Below are 15,998 nucleotides of genomic sequence, written 5' to 3'. Positions count from 1 at the left end.
CATCCATCTGGGGAGTCTCGCAGTTCTCTTGGTTGGTCTGATGCTGTCTACACAATTGGATCTATTGCAGTGCTCAGTGATAGTTTCAATGGGCGGTTGCACCGCTCTCGTGTTTGAGTGGCTACGCCTGCACACTGACTGTCAGTTCTGGCCTGTCCTGAAAAGGTAGCAGCACAACTCATAGGTGGAAGGTCGGATTGCAGAACACAAACTGTATTTTGCTGTGACTCTCCTTCGTGTTCGCTCGAAAAATCAGAGAATTCATAGCTGCTATCAACCATTACAGAGTTTCGGGAGTTTTGTTTCATCCCACTTTCCAGGTGACTTCCCACCCCAAAACGGACACTGCGGGCTGGCTGCGTAATTGCTGCCTTACTCAACTGGAGAGCGATCTCAGGAACTTTTAGGTTGTTGACTGCGGTATCTGCGCTGCTTGGCGTTATCCACAAAGAAACGAAAACAAGAAAAAGCAGCGCAACGAACTTATTCATCATATTCAAACCTAATAGACCCAGACCTAGTTGCAAATGCAAATCAAAAGCAAAAACAACGCTTATCGTAGGCTGGCTGACTGATGAGGAAGTGGCAACAGCTGGCTTGCACATCGATTAAAACCTGTCGTGGAACACAACACTGTAAGACGCGATCTCCAGCATTTCACAAGCAGGCATTGCACTTGTAATAAAACATGAGTAATAAAGTCAAGAAATAAACGCGATAGAGCCCCCCTAGCTCTTGAGGGTATCGCGAGCGTCCACTCAAGCCAAAATTAGGGAAAGACTGAGGCGAATGACTGATATGGAAAAAGCCCAGGGAAGCACACAAAGTCAGCCACTTGAACGCACTATTGATAGCAAGGTGCTATTTGGAAGCGAGCGGGAGATCACAATCTCTCATCGTGAAAGTTTATACCGTTTGACAATCACAAAGCTTGGCAAACTTATTCTCACCAAGTAGCCGCTTTGACAAAAAAGAGCCGATCTGATTTTAGATCGGCTCTTTTCTTATTTACGTTTTTCTATTGCCTAGTTCAGCGCTTGCTGCAGTGCAAAGGCATCGCCTTCAACCTTGAATAGACCGTAAGAACCAGGAACATCACCTGCCTTGTTGAAGTTCAGGTCTCCAGAAGCACCTTTGTAGTCAATGTCCTTACCCGCTGCGATCAATTCAGCGGCTTTAGTCCACTCACCCGGGCCAACAGATTCGCCCTCGCCATTCGAAACTGCAGTCATAGCTGCCGATACTTTAGCTGCATCGCCACCAGCTTTTTCTAAAGCAAGCGCCATCAAGAATGCTGCATCGTAGGAATTGGAAACAAAGATCGCATCCGGGTTTCCACCAGCTGCTTTGTAAGCTTCGTTGAAGCTCTCTAGGCTGTCGGACTTTTCGCCTACTGGAGAAGATGCGGTGAAGGTTGTCAGGTTTTCTGCACCAAGTTCACGGATGATCGCATCCGACTTCATGCCGTCACCACCTAAGAAGTTGGTGAAGAAGCCATTTTCAAGCGCCTGACGAAGTATGGTTAGGCCAGTTCCATCGCCATAATCAAAGATCACTAATGTTTCTGCACCACCACGAGAGAGTTCTGCAAGGTTAGAGCGGTAGGACGCTTTACCTTCTTCGTGCGCTGCATATCCGGCAAGCTCGCCGCCGTTTGCCTCAAACTCAACTTTGAACGCGTTTGCAAGGCCACTGCCGTAATCGTTATTCAAATAAGCAACAGCGACTTTCTTGGTGCCAAGGTCAAGCAATGTCCGAGCCAGAGAGCGTCCCTGGAAATCATCAGAAGGCACTGTGCGGAACACTTGGCCTTTGTCTTCAAGGCTTGTGATCTCAGGGGACGTACCTGATGGTGTAATCAACGTAATGCCAGCTGGCACGGTCACAGAGTTAGCAACCGCCAAAACAGAGCCAGAGCAATGTGGGCCTACAAGACCAACGACCTGTTCAATGTTCACAAGTTTCGTGGCAGAATCTACGCCGTTCTGTGGGTTACAAGCACTATCACCGACAACAGCCTCGATCTTTTGTCCGCCCAAAATGCCGCCTTGCTCATTCACCTGTTGGAATGCCAGTTGTGCAGCATCCAGCATCGGTGGAGCCATAGCCGCGATCGGGCCAGAAATACCTCCAAGAAGACCGATTTTCACATCTGCCTGAACAGCGTTGGATGCAAGTGCAGTAGCGCTGAACAAGCTTGCTGCCAATGCGATTTTCTTAAGCATCAGTTCACCTCCAAAGAAGCCCTGTTATAAACGATATCCGAATTGGTCAGGGCGTTAAAATTGACTATTCCGTGAGTGCTGGCGTTATTTTGCTGCACCTTCTTGCTTTTGAAAGGTTTTCAATTCTGGATTGTCAGCCGTTCCCTGAGGCTCGGGCAGTATGCCTTCTGGTCTGAAGCGAAGGACAATCTGCAAAAGCAAACCAATGATGAAGACACGCATGTACTTTGCTTTAATCGCGTATTCTGTTGGCAGCTGGTCAGTGACAAATTCAGATGCAGACCAAATAATCCAGACAACAGCAACTCCAAGGAGTGCACCGCGGTTATTGCCCGAGCCCCCCAAAATCAGCATGATCCAAATCAGAAATGTTGCGATCATTGGGTCAATCGCTTCTGGCGTGATGGAGCGGTTAAAGTGGGCAAATAAAGCGCCGCCCAACCCCATGACTGCAGCACCAAAAATAAACGCCTCCAGACGACGAGCCTTGATATCCTTACCCATGGCGGTTGCGGCATCTTCATTGTCGCGGATACCACGCATCATACGCCCCCATGGCGCAGAGATCTGTCGTTCAATTGCCCAATAAACGATAAGAACAATCCCGATGACCAACGCAAGGTATGCCAACTGCGAATACAGGTAGGACAGATCTCCAAACGGGCGCGGAACCTTATTCACGCCGCGCGCACCACCAGTCATCCAGCCTTCTGACTTAACGACCAAACGGATGATCTCTGCAACACCAATGGTTGCGATCGCCAGATAATCAGAACGAAAGCGTAAGCATACTTTGCCGATTGGCCATGCGATCAAGCCAGCGGCAATCATGGCCCCAATCCAACCCACCACCACCGGAAGCTGATAGCCACCTAGGTGAACAGAGGATTCTGGTGTCGTCAACAGCGCAGAAGTGTAAGCACCAACAGCAAAGAAACCCGCAATACCGGCGTTAAAGAGCCCTGAAAAGCCCCATTGAATATTAAGACCAAGAGCAAGAAGGGAGTAAATGCCGATAAAGATCGCCATAAACACCGCATAGTTTAGCAGACCGATGAGTTCCATAGTTTCTCTCCCTCCTACAGAACTTTGCCCTTGAGCAAACCTGTTGGTCGTACAAGCAGAATGAGCAAGAGGATCGCGAATGCCATCGCGGCCTTGTACTCTCCTGGAATAAACAGAACGGATGTTTCTTCAGCAATCCCAACGATGAGACCGCCAATGACAGCGCCTTCAACTCGCCCCACACCGCCAAGGATTGCAGCGGCAAACATTGGTAGAAGCATTGTCCAGCCCATGAGCGGTTTCAGCTCTGTGTTGATGCCGAGGAAGAAGCCGGAGGCTGCGCAAAGCACACCCACAATTCCCCATGTCAGCATGGTGATTTTGCGGTTGTCGACACCTGACAGCAGTGCAAGGTCCGGGTTGTCGGACATAGCGCGCATGGCTTTGCCCCACTTGGTTTTTTGCAGGAAGGCCCAGAGGACACCAACAATTAAGAACATAGCAATGATGGTATAGATCTCACGGTCCCGGATACGGATGCCCCAGTAGTCGTCTGGTCTGACGATGCCACGGGTGTAGGTTTCTGTATCAACGCCCCACACCACTTGCACGACCGCTCGCAACATCAAAGCAATACCCAGCGAAGACATCACGACGATGATCTTTGGGCGCTCTGAGAGGTAATCGTAAAACAGTTTGTCGATGCCGATTGCCATAAAAGCGCAGGCAACCATTGCAACTGGGAGCGCGACCCAAGGGCTCACTCCAAAAATGGTCACTACACCCAAGGCTGCAAATGCGCCGAGGGTTGCAAGGTCACCGTGCGCCAAATGCGCAAATCTCAAAATACCAAAAACCAGTGTGATGCCGACTGCACCCAGAGCATAGATAGAGCCCAGCACGATCCCCGGCATGAGGTAAAAATTGACGAATTCCATGAATGGCATTGGATTTTCCCTTATTACCCGCCGAGGAACATTTCTGCGACTTCGCGATCCGCGAGCAACTCTTGCCCCGTTCCTTCGTGCCGGTTGCTACCAGCTGCCAGAACGTAGCCCTTGTCAGCAAACGCAAGCGCTTGCTTGGCATGCTGCTCTACTAGCAAGATCGAAAGGCCTGCATCACGCAGGTTGCGGGTGATCTCAAAAATCTGTTCCATATACTTTGGAGAAAGACCAGCAGTTGGCTCATCCAGTAGCAGCAGGGATGGGTCCAGCATCAGCGCACGGCCCATCGCAACCATCTGGCGTTGACCGCCAGACAAGTTGCCAGCTAGCGCGTTCCTACGCTCTTTGAGATCGGGGAATAGAGTGTAAACCCTCTCCAGACTTGCGGAAATATCGCCTTTCCGCAAAAAGGCACCCATTTCCAAATTCTCGTGAATGGTCATCTCACGAAAGATGTTATTGACCTGCGGGACATAGCACACACCGTGTTGAACAATACGGTTTGGTTTCCACCCTGCAATATCGGTTCCATTCACTAAAATAGAGCCGCCTCGCACCTTCAGCAGGCCGAAAATCGCCTTCATTGCTGTCGATTTACCAGCCCCATTGGGCCCGACAATCACAACAATTTGCTGCTCCGTTACCTGCATATTCACGCCGTGCAAGATGTCTGCATCACCATATCCGCCACGGACATCCGTCATGGTAAGGATCGGCTTTCCGGAGTATTTCTGTGGTGCGGTGTTCTTTGGCATTGATCGCTCTGCAATTGCTTGAGAAGTCATCAAAGTGCAGCCTCCCCAACCGTTTCACCAAGGTAGGCTTCGAGCACGCGGGCATCTGAACGAACTGTTTGGAAGTCGCCTTCGATCAGGACAGAGCCTTCGGCCATACAAATCACCGGGGCGCATAGCTTCTCGATCATTTCCATGTCGTGTTCGATCAAGATAAATGTGTACCCACGCTCCTGATTCAGGACCTGTATTTTGTCTTCCAGACGACGCAATAGGGTCCGGTTAACCCCAGCGGCAGGCTCATCCAGCAGCACCAGCTTGGCGTCTGTCATCATGGTGCGCCCGAGCTCAAGAAGCTTTTTCTGGCCACCTGACAGATTGCCCGCTCGCTCATTTGCCACGTGAGAAAGTTCCAGGAATTCCAGAGTCTCTAAAGCTTTCTGGCGGACTTCTTCCTCTTGTTTCTTAACGCTGCCATAGCTGAGCCAGTTCTTAAACAGGCTCTCCCCTTTTTGAGAGGGCGGAACCAACATTAGGTTCTCTAAAGCGGACAGGCGGTCAAATTCGTGAGGAATCTGAAACGTGCGCACCAAACCTCTATGGAACAGCTGGTCAGAACTGAGACCTGTAACATCTTCTCCCAAAAATCGGATTTTTCCCGAAGTTGGTTGTAAGGCCCCAGCGATAAGGTTGAACGTCGTTGTTTTGCCGGCGCCGTTCGGGCCCACTAAACCAGTAATTGTGCCTTTGCGAACCGAAAACGAGCAATTATTGACGGCCCTAAAGCCACCGAACTGCTTCGACAGCTGTTCAATTTCCAGCATTATTATCCCCCCAGACTGCGAATGACTGGTGTTTTATTGTTGCCAAGCTCCCACCTAATGCCCTTAGCAGCATTTTATTTCAAGGCAGAAGTCGGCATCTCTCACGACCCAAATACCCAATTATTGTAGATTTATACGAACAAATTGAGTGAAATTATCTAAACGTCGAACCCCTGCAACCTTCCCATAAATTGCAAGAAACCGTCCTCAACTAAGCACATATTGCCTGAAATATATACACAATTTCACTTACATGCGCGAATTGGGCGGTTTTTAGAACAAAATAATCTCAGAATTTAGGTATTTGGCACAGCAATTTTACAAATCACTACGCACCTGCCAAAGCTCTGGAAACAACACAGTATCCAACATTTTTTTCAGGTACGGTGCGCCAGAAGTACCGCCAGTTCCCATTTTACTGCCGATAATCCGCTCTACGGTCGTAAGGTGATTGAAGCGCCACCTGCGGAAAAAATCTTCAAAATCGATGAGCTTTTCTGCAAGGTCATAAAAGTGCCAATTATCGCGAGGGTTACGGTAGATAATTGCCCAGGCCTTTTGAACTGACGCATCAGTTGTATAAGGCCGTGTCACATCTCTGTTCAAAACATCCTTGGAAATATCGAACCCTGCGCGTGCGACAGCCCGCACCATCTGGTCATAGATACCCGGCGCCTCATAAATCTCGCGGAGCCATTTGGATACTTCTGGTAAATGGTCATGTGGCTTCATCAAGGCTGGATTTTTGTTGCCAACCACAAATTCGATAGCCCGATACTGGTAGCTTTGGAAGCCTGATGATTTGCCAAGACTATCACGAAAAGTGGTGTAATCACTTGGCGTCATGGTGCGTAAAATGTCCCACGCGCTGTTCAGCTGATAGAAAATTTTATTAACGCGAGCCATGAGCTTGGAAGCTTGTGCGAATTCATCTTGTGCCAAAGCATCACACGCCTCCGACATCTCACGAATTGCAAGTTTCATCCAAAGCTCAGCAGTTTGGTGCTGGATGATAAACAGCAACTCATCATGCGCGTCCGTTAAAGGAGCTTGGGCCCCCAACACATCTGAGAGTTTAAGGTAATCACCATAGGACATATTATCTTTGAAAGAGAGCTCTGCCCCATGATGCTCCATTTCGCGATCTATGCTCTTGTCCATATTCAAGTAACCTTGCTTTTTTGGTGGTATTGCGGCTTGTCCCAGAGGTTTCCGGCAATAACTTCTTCAATAATTTCAGCTGCTTTGAGAACATCTGCAAATGAAAGGTAAAGCGGTGCAAACCCAAAACGGATGATATTTGGTGCACGGAAGTCACCAATGACACCGCGATCGATTAGAGCTTGCATAATGGGGTACCCATGCTCATGACTGAAAGAGACTTGGGAGCCGCGCTTCAATGGATCAGTCGGTGAGGCAAGCTCCAGACCTGGGCAGCGACGCTGTATTTCTGAGATAAAGAGCTCACTCAATTCGATAGACTTTGCCTGCAATGCCTCCAGCGTCGTGTGATCAAACACATCTAACGCCGCGTTCAACGCAGTCATTGCCAGCACTTGTGGGGTACCCACTCGCATCTGATCCGTTTTGACCGAAGGTGCGTATCCCAGATCAAACGCAAACGGTGCGTTGTGCCCCATCCAACCTGTCAGCGGATTGCCAGAGGAGCCTTGATGCTTTGGAGCGACATACACAAATGCAGGAGCGCCCGGGCCACCATTTAAGTACTTGTAGGAACACCCAACCGCGAAGTCAGCTTTTGCCTCTTTCAGATGTACAGGGAAGGCACCGGCGGAATGGCACAGGTCCCACAACGCAAGAGCGCCAACAGAATGTGCTTTTTGTGTAAGCGCCTTCATATCATGCTTGCGGCCTGTTCGATAATCCACCTCAGTGATCATCATCACTGCGACAGTTTCATCCAACGCATCTTCGACATCTTCCGGCGCGACCAGACGTAGTTCAATTTCGTCCGATACAAGCTCTTTAAGCCCCTGTGCCATGTAAAGGTCTGTTGGAAAGTTTCCGGTATCGGACAAGATCACTTTTCGATCAGGACGCAATTTAATCGCTGTAGCTAGAACCTTGAAAACATTTAGGGAGGTACTGTCTGCGCAAATTAGGGTTCCTTCATCAGCCCCAACGAGCTTCGCGATGCGGTTCCCAACTCTGCTTGGAAGGTCAATCCAGTTGTGGCAATTCCATCCTTTAATGAGACTTTGGCCCCATTGCTCTTCAACTGCATTTTGCAGCACTGCAGAGACATTGCTCGGTAAGGCACCGAGAGAGTTTCCATCCAGATAGATGACACCTTCTGGAAGAGAAAAATGCTGCCGAAGATGTGCAAGTTGATCCTGCTGATCTTTCTGCTCAATGCTTACTGCATCCAATTCCACGATCAGGTCCTCTGTTTGTTTTAATTTTTTACCGCGTCTTTTGGCATTGAACCCCGCTCTTGCAGTGATTCACTTATAATATTTCAAGTTTAAAGTATTTTTCGCTATAGTCTCGCTTTGGAATCTAAGTAAAAAGTATTATATGGAAAACTCAGAGCAACTACTCCACGCTTGGGGTATGTGAAACGAGGCTATTCAGCTATAGTTGGCATGGCGCCATATTTAACAATGGCGTTAAGAACGAATAAGTCGTAGTTTCGACGATGAGGGGCAGTTCAAATTTCTTTCCAACACTGATTAGGGAAAGTCATGCTCATGGCCGGATCTCTGCATTGAATAAAAATCGAATGAGACCAGGTCACAAGTAAGGAAGAAACCATGAAGAGCGCCCTTAGCAAGACGGAGGCGCAACGCTGGGTTGAACCAAAACGCCAGTATGCTGCTCTGCCTTTCAAAAAAAACAAAAAAGGCAAACTACAAATTCTCTTGATCACCTCTCGCGAGACGAAGCGTTGGGTGCTCCCAAAAGGGTGGCCAATGAAGGACCTTAGTGGCGGAGAGACAGCCGAACAGGAAGCCTTTGAAGAAGCTGGCATACGAGGCAAGTTGATTGCTCAGGTTGCGGGAGTTTACCATTACCCCAAACTTAGAGTGACCAAGCAACCAATTCCATGCAGCGTTAAAGTGTATCCTTTGGAAGTCAAAGAGATGCTGGATGAGTGGCCAGAGCATGACGAGCGTACACGGCAATGGTTTTCGGTCGGAAATGCAGTTCTGGCTGTTGATGAGCCGGAACTAAAAGCCTTACTTGCCAATTGGAAACCGCCTGAGACCTAACCAACAAATATGGTTAGGCGCGTTCGGCATTGAATCGCCGCTCCAACCAACGCACGCCTTGTGAAACGATCAGGATAAGTACTAGGTATTCCAAAACGAGGACACTGTAAATTTCCAGAGGGCGGTACTCTGTAACCACGAGTTCATTTGCACGCCGCGTTAGATCCTGCAAACCTATCACAGAAACCAAGCTCGACATTTTCAACATATAGACCAACTGGTTACCTAGCGGCGGCAACATGCGGCGTATGGCTTGCGGAAGGATAATAAACCTCAGGCGCTGGACATAACTCAGACCAAGAGAGCGACCTGCCTCAATCTGACCTTTGTCGACAGACTGGATCCCTGCTCTGAAAATTTCTGCCTGAAATGCGCTGTCTGAAAGGGCCAAGGCTAAAACCCCTGCCCAAAACACATTTATCGAAATATCTGCGACAACAGGCAGGCCATAGTAAACCCAGAAAATCAAAACCAGGCTCGGCACTGAGCGTACGATTTCAACATAGGTTCGATTGAGAGCGCGCCCATATCTGTTTTCGGAAAGACCCGGCAAGGCAACCAGAAGACCCACAAACATGGAGATCATTATCGCGCTCAACGAGACACCAACTGTTTCCTTGAGGCCTGCGATCATAAAGGCGAGGTTAACCCGGCCCGCCTCAGTCTCAGGCGAAACAACATACCAACCCCAGTTATGTCCAGCACACCCTGCTAATAGGAATGATAAAGCGACAAGAACCGCTAGATTTCGAATTTTCAAGGTATTTGCCTTCCAAGAGAGTCTTAGCTGAACTAGCCCGTCGCGACTTATGTAGCTTTGGTGTTCGCCCGCGTACCATTAGTTGTGCCGAAGACGGAAACTAGAGTGTCATAAGCACTTATACAAATCTTATAGGAGGTTACCTCACACAATAATTTGAAGGTTGCCGTATCCAGAAAAGTCATTGTAGTTCCTGATAAAATCATTAGTTTTGCATCGGGCTAAAATACAAATCGTTTTTCGGGAAACACCTATAATGAAGCTGCGATCACTACTTACTATAATTTCAACTGCGGGCTTATTGTTTTCGGACTCTGCTTTCGCCCAATCAGCGCTAAACGACATTTTGGAAACTGGTGAGTTAAAGGTTGGAACCACAGGTGACTGGAATCCAATGTCTGTGCGCGACCCTGCTAGCAATGGGTACAAAGGGTATGACATCGACATAATGAACGAGCTTGCCAAAGATTTGGGCGTCAAGCTCCAATTCGTTCCAACGGACTGGAAAACGCTGGTCAACGGAATAGTTGCTGGCAAATATGATCTGACTGGATCTGCATCAATTTCTCCAAGCCGTATGAAAGTTGCTGGTTATTCTGAAAGCTACATCTCAGTTGAGATCCTGCCGTTTACCACCAGTCAAAAAGCTGAGAAGTTCACCAGCTGGGCCAGTATCAATCAGGAAGACGTGACCGTCGCGACGACACTTGGAACAACTTTTGAAAAGATGAGCAAAGAGTGGTTCCCAAACGCCACCATCAAGGTTGTTGAAGCACCTGCCCGCGGGTACCAAGAAGTTTTGTCTGGCAGGGCGGATGTTTTCATCACCTCCAATATTGAAGGTGCGACACTCAAAGCGAAATTCAAACAACTAGTGAATGTGCCTGTGGGTGTAAGCCGTAACCCAACACCAATTGCGATGCTGATGCCGCAGAATGATCAGGTCTGGATCAACTACGTAAACAACTGGGTCAAAATCAAGAAGATGAATGGTTTTCTTGACACGACAGCCAAAAAATGGGGCCTGACCCAGTAGAACATTTGTCGGAAGCTAATAAAAGGCGCTGCGCATTGTAGCGTCTTTTCAAATACATATATTCTCTAGTTACGCATCCATCTGGATAAACTTAGCAACCCAGTCTTGCATGGCTTTGCGGTTCATATCAATTGATGCTGCAGCATGAGACAGAGATTGCATTTCCTGCCACCAACGCAGGCACTTTGGCTTTAGCCTTAGCTCTCCACCAAACAGTGAAGCAAGTTGCTGTGCTTGCGAAAAGGTTGTTGCGTAGGCGCATTCGACCAACGTGACATGGGGTCCAACAGCATATGGCGCCGCCTCAATCACGTCTTCCAAGCGCTCGAAGGCCGCACTCATCTCTTCTATCAGCTGGGAATAGATTTCATCTCGTGGTGGCGTGCCGCTCTTGATTGACTCGTAAAAAGCACGAACTGACGGCTCAATACGAGTATCATGAAGCCCCATCAACGCGCGGACTTCAGCGCGTGCTACAGGATGTTCTGGCAGCAATGCTGGGGAAGGCGCAATCTCCTCCAGGTACTCAAGAATAGCATTTGAGTCAGACAATGCTGCATTGTCATCTTTCAGACCTGGAATCGAACCTGCGGGTATAACCTCTTTATAAGTTGCGGACCCATATCCGTCTGGAGGAGGAACTTCAACGTATTCCAGACCTTTCATGTCCAAAGCAATGCGAACTTTCGCGCAGAATACGGATTCTGGGTAGGCAAAAAACTGTATCATAGGATCACCAGATTGTGCTTAGCGACGGCGCTGCTTCGCTCACACGCTTGGGACCACGCAGGAAACAAATGCACCTTGGAAGGTGGAGGCAATACAATTTGTGTTGCACTGCAAACCTGACACTCTTAACAATTTATGGATATTTTAGCCACTTCAACCTTCGGATACGCTATGGATATCAGGGAGCCCTCCTTCCAACGAAGCGGGGATACTCCCCTATTTATAACTGTTTGGCGCTATCCAACTTCACCTTGAAGATCATCAAATCATCACGGCGCTCAACCTCTCCCTCCAAAGAAATCAACAAGGCAACCCAGTCTTCGACGTCAGAAGACAATGGTTCTCCGTTCTCATCTGCGAGCAAGAAAAACGTCTGGCCTAACAGCGGCGTTACAGTCACAAATACGGGTGGGATCCCACCAATGATGCACAAGTTTGCGCAGGCTTTGTGGGCAAGGCCAGTGCCTGGACGCATTGCACCATTATAACATTTGCCATCACAGATCTCGCCAGTTAAACGCCATTTACCTAACTGTTCGGCCTGAGCTGGTGTAAAGTTCGGTACCGGGGTTTCTGCAGCTCGAAGCGAGACGCGGCCACCGACTTGCAACATATCGAGATTACCGCGTTTAAGCAAAATTCCGCCGGCGTCGACAGGCATTCCACTCAATGGGCCTGCCAATTGCTGCATACCGCGCTTACCAATTCCGGAAATTAGCATCGCATGCGGTTTGCTACGCCCCCCTTCACCAGCTGGTAACCTGAGAAGTGGATAGGGCTTTGCATCCACATAACCTGTGAAGGTCTGATATCCTGCGCCCCAAGCAAACCGCGCGTCCCCGGGATCAGGCAGTGATGATCCGATGCCGAATGCAACACCGGCTGCCGCACCAACCAAGGCAGCAGAAATGAAGAAAAGAAAGCCGTGTAAGCTCTTCGGTGGCTTTTTTGCCCAACCGATGAAAAAGGGATCTGGTTTCTTCTTGGCCATTAGCTCCCCCCCGCCAACATCGGAGATATTACGGGTTCAACATAGGTCCCCGGTGGCAATGCCTTTACATTGAGCCAGAGACGTCCATTCTCCAGCTTAAGTCGGTATGTCGAGATCTTCTCGGTAAACGGTGGTGGCGACGTTCCATCTTCCAATCGATATTGATAGCCATGCCACGGGCATGTGACACACCCATAAACGATTTTACCTTCTCCAAGAGGTCCGTTTTGGTGGGCACATACGTTTGATATTGCAGAGAGTTTTGTTCCATTTCTGAAAATAGCAACTCGCTCATCCTCTGTGAGGGAGATGATCTTTGCGCGTTTATCAGGGACCTCCATGGGGTCTCCAGCATCTAGCCAGGTTCTCGTGTCGTCCATCAAGTTGATCTGTGTGTCGATGACATGCTCTCGTCTTGCGGCAAGTAAATGCAGCGTTGTAACAAGAGCGAGCGAAGCACCAACGACACCTGTCAAGAACGGTCCTGCTGCGCTCTGCAAAGCACCAAGTGCCACGTGGGCAACAATCAAAGCATAGGCCAGATAGATACCCATATGGAGAATTTTCCAAAGGGTGGGTTTAAGGAAATGTAGCCAGAAATCATGGCTGGTAACTGCAAGAACTGTCAGGATTAAGAGTGCAAGAACGCCAAGGATCTCAAAGGGGAATCCAAGAAAGCGGTCAAAACTCGTATTGACGACAAAGACCGATACATAGCGATTTATTGGTGAAAAAGCATTGTACCAGCCAAGTATAAAGTCGACATGGAAATAGGCAAGAACACAGGTAATCACGCCCAGATGACGACGATTATATAAGAGCGGCAAGAAGCGTTTATCCAATCGCGCAATTGGCCCGATACAAAGAATAAAAGTGAGTAAATAAAATACACAGGTTCCAAATGCCTGCGCCTTGTAAATATCCCAGTCTATCGGTCTGGTAACCGTCTGGAACATAGGTGCAACATAGATGTAAACTCCTAGGTAGGCACCGACCACCGCCAGTACGATTACATCATAAAACAGTTTTGTTCGGTTCCATATTACCGGCACATACTTAACACTCACTGGTTTGCCTCCAAAACCGATTTTGCGGTGTCATCAAGAGGAATGGGCTGCTGCTCATGGGTACCCGTCGGGCGCATCATGAGCGCAAGCCCAAGAATGATCGGAGTGAGAAACGCAAGAGTAAACCAAATTGCACGATGAGCTTTTCGAAAGTTCCGCTGCATTAACTCTTATTCTCCTGCTCTTGGGCCACTTCCTTTTCCTCTTTATCGAGCATGACTTTCTCGCCTGATCGTTCAAGCGAAACCCAGCGCACGATCACGATTGGCCAAAGTAAGACTATGCCTGGAATAATTTGCAGGCGAAAAAGGAATGCCCCGCGCGCAGCAAGCTCTACTCTGCCCAGTCCAATTGTGACAAAAACGAGCGCAACACCCAGCCCAACCAGACCATAAATTTGGGCGATCAAGATTATACTCTCACCGACAATCATATCTGTAACCCACTAATCATTTTCAGCTGTATATTTATGAGGGCTGTATCCTGCCCAATGGATCCCAGCGAGTTCTGCCATTTCCTTTTTCCAGCTTGTGATGTCTTGAAGTGCGAAATCCGAAAGGTGCGCATGTCCGCATGCTCTTGCGAGTACTTTCATCAATTCAATCGAAGCAGAGAAGAATTTCTCAAGGCGTTTTGCGGATTTTTCGACTTCCAACCGAGCAATGAGATGATCTTTCTGGGTGGCAATACCGACAGGGCAGTTATTGGTGTGGCACGCCCTCATCGCAATGCAGCCAATTGCTTGCATTGGCGCATTCGCCAGTGCGATCGCATCAGCGCCCAAAGCCATAGCCTTCACAAAATCCTCAGGCTTGCGGAGGCCTCCCGTGATGACGAGCGTCACATCGCGTTGACCGGAGCGATCCAGATGTCGGCGAGCACGCGCCAACGCAGGGATGGTTGGCACCGAGATATTATCCCTAAAGATTAACGGAGATGCTCCTGTCCCCCCGCCTCGCCCATCCAAAATTATGTAGTCAACACCAACTTCTAGCGCTGCATCGATATCTTTTTCAATATGTTGCGCCGACAGTTTGAAGCCGATAGGAATTCCGCCCGTCCTATCTCTGACCTCATTTGCAAAATTGCGAAAATCAGCGGGCTTCATCCACTCGGGAAATCTGGCTGGAGAGATAGCACTTTCTCCAGGCTCCAGCCCTCGTACAGAGGCGATCTTCTCTGTCACTTTCGCTGCAGGAAGGTGCCCGCCTGTTCCGGTTTTGGCTGCCTGTCCTCCCTTGAGATGGAAGGCTTGAACCTTTTCCAGCTGTGCCCAGGAGAACCCGAAACGAGCCGAGGCCAATTCATAAAAATATCTGGAGTTTTCAGCTTGCTCTTCTGGCAGCATCCCGCCTTCACCCGAGCAAATACCTGTTCCAGCACGTTCGGCTCCGCGGGCAAGGGCAACCTTGGCCGGTTGTGATAAAGCACCAAAGCTCATGTCTGATACAAAAAGCGGAATCTTTAGATGTAAAGGTTTTTGTGCTTTCGGGCCGATCACAATATCTGTTCCAACTGGTTCGGCATCCAGCCTTGGCGGTTTATGTAACTGCGCTGTCAGAATCTGAATATCGTCCCACCGGGGCAGCTCCGGGCCTGGCACTCCCATAGCCTCGATTGCTCCATGATGTCCGGTTTGTTTAAGGCCAGAACGGGCATAGCTTTGGATCAATTTGTTATTCGGTTCTAAATCAGTGCCATGCAGGTCTGCATATTCACCAAGATATGCCTTTCGGAAATACGGCTGCGGATTATCTTTAGCCCAAGACCTGACTTCATCTTCGTCGACATAGATTTTGTCCTCCTCGATGAAATGAGTGAATTTTTGAAGGCACTCTTTATTGTCGTAGGCGCTCACACCAGAACTCAGACGGTAATCCCACTGATGCAGCCCACAAATTAGATTTTTGCCCCTGACAAATCCATCAGATAGCAACGCGCCTCGGTGAAGACAGCGACCAAACAGAACGGAGATTTCCTCGTCGTACTTAACAATGACAAGATCAACCTCACCAACTAACGCATGAGCGGGTTTCCGATCTTCTAATTCATCTAATGCAGCAACTTGCACCTTACGCATTAAGCGGCTTCCTTACGCTTTGCAGCCCATAAGCTGTTGGAATGCATTTCTAAGTATTGATTTTAAAATTAATCCACGCACTGCTCCAGCCTTTGCGCTTCTCTCAGTAACAACACACGACATCGAAACATTTCCATGTGCCATGGACGGCAAATGGGGAGGTTCAAGAGAAACCAGAATTCAGCTCACCTAGGGTTTTAAAAGCTCTTGTCTTTATTGACCTGAGCATAACGCGACAAACGTTCCCAAGACGTAGAGAGAACTGCAAAACGTTGAGCGATGACCGGATAATAACGTTTAAACAACGAAGCGTCAGTCTATTAAAATACACAGAGAGAAACACAAGGGGCAGGCGCGCGAGCTACCA

General features: G+C 48.8%; 18 protein-coding genes. 3 read left to right on the top strand and 15 right to left on the bottom strand.

Annotated elements, in window-relative coordinates:
• Window positions 1–47 precede the first annotated feature (47 nt).
• Complete coding sequence (locus tag BMZ51_RS09630; protein WP_139201369.1) at window positions 48–494, bottom strand: hypothetical protein; 447 nt, start codon at window positions 492–494, stop codon at window positions 48–50.
• Between the two features lie 295 nt (window positions 495–789).
• On the opposite strand from BMZ51_RS09630, the gene hemP reads away from it, so the two are divergent.
• Window positions 790–957, top strand: a complete 168-nt coding sequence (gene hemP / locus BMZ51_RS09625; RefSeq protein WP_074881991.1) for a hemin uptake protein HemP — start codon at window positions 790–792, stop codon at window positions 955–957.
• Between the two features lie 68 nt (window positions 958–1,025).
• On the opposite strand, the gene BMZ51_RS09620 is transcribed toward hemP, so the two are convergent.
• The 7 genes from BMZ51_RS09620 to kynU form a co-directional block, all read right to left on the bottom strand.
• Entirely contained in the window at window positions 1,026–2,225 is a 1,200-nt protein-coding gene (locus BMZ51_RS09620; RefSeq protein WP_068004543.1) for an ABC transporter substrate-binding protein, read from the bottom strand.
• A gap of 84 nt (window positions 2,226–2,309) precedes the next feature.
• On the bottom strand, window positions 2,310–3,290 hold the full coding sequence (locus BMZ51_RS09615) for a branched-chain amino acid ABC transporter permease (protein WP_068004541.1): 981 nt from the start codon (window positions 3,288–3,290) through the stop codon (window positions 2,310–2,312).
• 14 nt (window positions 3,291–3,304) lie between these two features.
• Window positions 3,305–4,177, bottom strand: coding sequence for a branched-chain amino acid ABC transporter permease (locus tag BMZ51_RS09610; protein ID WP_068004539.1), 873 nt, complete (start codon window positions 4,175–4,177; stop codon window positions 3,305–3,307).
• Between the two features lie 14 nt (window positions 4,178–4,191).
• Window positions 4,192–4,932 carry an ABC transporter ATP-binding protein gene (locus BMZ51_RS09605; protein WP_068004598.1) on the bottom strand — a complete coding sequence of 247 codons (741 nt, stop codon included), beginning with the start codon at window positions 4,930–4,932 and terminating at the stop codon, window positions 4,192–4,194.
• 29 nt (window positions 4,933–4,961) lie between these two features.
• Window positions 4,962–5,735, bottom strand: a complete 774-nt coding sequence (locus tag BMZ51_RS09600) for an ABC transporter ATP-binding protein (protein ID WP_068004537.1) — start codon at window positions 5,733–5,735, stop codon at window positions 4,962–4,964.
• Window positions 5,736–6,053: 318 nt separating this feature from the next.
• The gene (gene kynA / locus BMZ51_RS09595) at window positions 6,054–6,896 is read right to left on the bottom strand and encodes a tryptophan 2,3-dioxygenase (protein WP_068004535.1); all 843 of its coding nucleotides are present in this window, start codon (window positions 6,894–6,896) and stop codon (window positions 6,054–6,056) included.
• Between the two features lie 2 nt (window positions 6,897–6,898).
• Complete coding sequence (gene kynU / locus BMZ51_RS09590; protein ID WP_068004533.1) at window positions 6,899–8,131, bottom strand: kynureninase; 1,233 nt, start codon at window positions 8,129–8,131, stop codon at window positions 6,899–6,901.
• Window positions 8,132–8,509: 378 nt separating this feature from the next.
• Here kynU and BMZ51_RS09585 point away from each other — a divergent pair, with 378 nt between their 5' ends.
• Window positions 8,510–8,968 (top strand): NUDIX hydrolase, encoded by a 459-nt coding sequence (locus BMZ51_RS09585; RefSeq protein ID WP_068004532.1) that lies wholly within the window; start codon window positions 8,510–8,512, stop codon window positions 8,966–8,968.
• A 13-nt stretch (window positions 8,969–8,981) separates the two neighbouring features.
• Here the strand turns inward: BMZ51_RS09585 and BMZ51_RS09580 are convergent, their stop codons facing one another.
• Window positions 8,982–9,728 (bottom strand): amino acid ABC transporter permease, encoded by a 747-nt coding sequence (locus tag BMZ51_RS09580; protein ID WP_175485012.1) that lies wholly within the window; start codon window positions 9,726–9,728, stop codon window positions 8,982–8,984.
• A gap of 256 nt (window positions 9,729–9,984) precedes the next feature.
• Between BMZ51_RS09580 and BMZ51_RS09575 the strand changes: the two genes are divergently transcribed.
• Window positions 9,985–10,764 (top strand): transporter substrate-binding domain-containing protein, encoded by a 780-nt coding sequence (locus BMZ51_RS09575; RefSeq protein WP_068004530.1) that lies wholly within the window; start codon window positions 9,985–9,987, stop codon window positions 10,762–10,764.
• 69 nt (window positions 10,765–10,833) lie between these two features.
• Here the strand turns inward: BMZ51_RS09575 and BMZ51_RS09570 are convergent, their stop codons facing one another.
• The 6 genes from BMZ51_RS09570 to BMZ51_RS09550 all read right to left on the bottom strand — a co-directional run bounded on the left by BMZ51_RS09570 (window position 10,834) and on the right by BMZ51_RS09550 (window position 15,631).
• A complete protein-coding gene (locus tag BMZ51_RS09570; RefSeq protein ID WP_068004528.1) occupies window positions 10,834–11,493 on the bottom strand; it encodes a glutathione S-transferase family protein in 660 nt (219 codons plus the stop codon).
• Window positions 11,494–11,713: 220 nt separating this feature from the next.
• A complete protein-coding gene (locus tag BMZ51_RS09565) occupies window positions 11,714–12,484 on the bottom strand; it encodes a hypothetical protein (protein ID WP_074881987.1) in 771 nt (256 codons plus the stop codon).
• Window positions 12,484–13,551: a Rieske 2Fe-2S domain-containing protein gene (locus BMZ51_RS09560; protein ID WP_068004526.1), complete on the bottom strand. Its 1,068-nt coding sequence runs from the start codon at window positions 13,549–13,551 to the stop codon at window positions 12,484–12,486. Before BMZ51_RS09560 ends, BMZ51_RS09565 begins: the two co-directional genes overlap by 1 nt.
• A complete protein-coding gene (locus BMZ51_RS24060) occupies window positions 13,548–13,715 on the bottom strand; it encodes a hypothetical protein (RefSeq protein WP_161941205.1) in 168 nt (55 codons plus the stop codon). Before BMZ51_RS24060 ends, BMZ51_RS09560 begins: the two co-directional genes overlap by 4 nt.
• Entirely contained in the window at window positions 13,715–13,984 is a 270-nt protein-coding gene (locus BMZ51_RS09555; protein WP_068004525.1) for a hypothetical protein, read from the bottom strand. Before BMZ51_RS09555 ends, BMZ51_RS24060 begins: the two co-directional genes overlap by 1 nt.
• A gap of 12 nt (window positions 13,985–13,996) precedes the next feature.
• Complete coding sequence (locus BMZ51_RS09550) at window positions 13,997–15,631, bottom strand: glutamate synthase-related protein (protein ID WP_068004523.1); 1,635 nt, start codon at window positions 15,629–15,631, stop codon at window positions 13,997–13,999.
• Window positions 15,632–15,998: the final 367 nt, after the last annotated feature.

It is taken from the genome of Pseudovibrio axinellae (assembly GCF_900110875.1).
Classification (GTDB): domain Bacteria; phylum Pseudomonadota; class Alphaproteobacteria; order Rhizobiales; family Stappiaceae; genus Pseudovibrio; species Pseudovibrio axinellae.
Note: the sequence above shows the minus strand (reverse complement) of the source record. Positions and strands in the feature narration are given on the sequence as shown.

Excerpts from the sequence above, each read along its gene's own strand:
- BMZ51_RS09630 (WP_139201369.1), bottom strand. The coding sequence starts at position 494 with ATGATGAATAAGTTCGTTGCGCTGCTTTTTCTTGTTTTCGTTTCTTTG.
- hemP (WP_074881991.1), top strand. The coding sequence starts at position 790 with ATGACTGATATGGAAAAAGCCCAGGGAAGCACACAAAGTCAGCCACTT.
- BMZ51_RS09620 (WP_068004543.1), bottom strand. The coding sequence starts at position 2,225 with ATGCTTAAGAAAATCGCATTGGCAGCAAGCTTGTTCAGCGCTACTGCA.
- BMZ51_RS09615 (WP_068004541.1), bottom strand. The coding sequence starts at position 3,290 with ATGGAACTCATCGGTCTGCTAAACTATGCGGTGTTTATGGCGATCTTT.
- BMZ51_RS09610 (WP_068004539.1), bottom strand. The coding sequence starts at position 4,177 with ATGCCATTCATGGAATTCGTCAATTTTTACCTCATGCCGGGGATCGTG.
- BMZ51_RS09605 (WP_068004598.1), bottom strand. The coding sequence starts at position 4,932 with ATGCCAAAGAACACCGCACCACAGAAATACTCCGGAAAGCCGATCCTT.
- BMZ51_RS09600 (WP_068004537.1), bottom strand. The coding sequence starts at position 5,735 with ATGCTGGAAATTGAACAGCTGTCGAAGCAGTTCGGTGGCTTTAGGGCC.
- kynA (WP_068004535.1), bottom strand. The coding sequence starts at position 6,896 with ATGGACAAGAGCATAGATCGCGAAATGGAGCATCATGGGGCAGAGCTC.
- BMZ51_RS09585 (WP_068004532.1), top strand. The coding sequence starts at position 8,510 with ATGAAGAGCGCCCTTAGCAAGACGGAGGCGCAACGCTGGGTTGAACCA.
- BMZ51_RS09575 (WP_068004530.1), top strand. The coding sequence starts at position 9,985 with ATGAAGCTGCGATCACTACTTACTATAATTTCAACTGCGGGCTTATTG.
- BMZ51_RS09570 (WP_068004528.1), bottom strand. The coding sequence starts at position 11,493 with ATGATACAGTTTTTTGCCTACCCAGAATCCGTATTCTGCGCGAAAGTT.
- BMZ51_RS09565 (WP_074881987.1), bottom strand. The coding sequence starts at position 12,484 with ATGGCCAAGAAGAAACCAGATCCCTTTTTCATCGGTTGGGCAAAAAAG.
- BMZ51_RS24060 (WP_161941205.1), bottom strand. The coding sequence starts at position 13,715 with ATGCAGCGGAACTTTCGAAAAGCTCATCGTGCAATTTGGTTTACTCTT.
- BMZ51_RS09555 (WP_068004525.1), bottom strand. The coding sequence starts at position 13,984 with ATGATTGTCGGTGAGAGTATAATCTTGATCGCCCAAATTTATGGTCTG.
- BMZ51_RS09550 (WP_068004523.1), bottom strand. The coding sequence starts at position 15,631 with ATGCGTAAGGTGCAAGTTGCTGCATTAGATGAATTAGAAGATCGGAAA.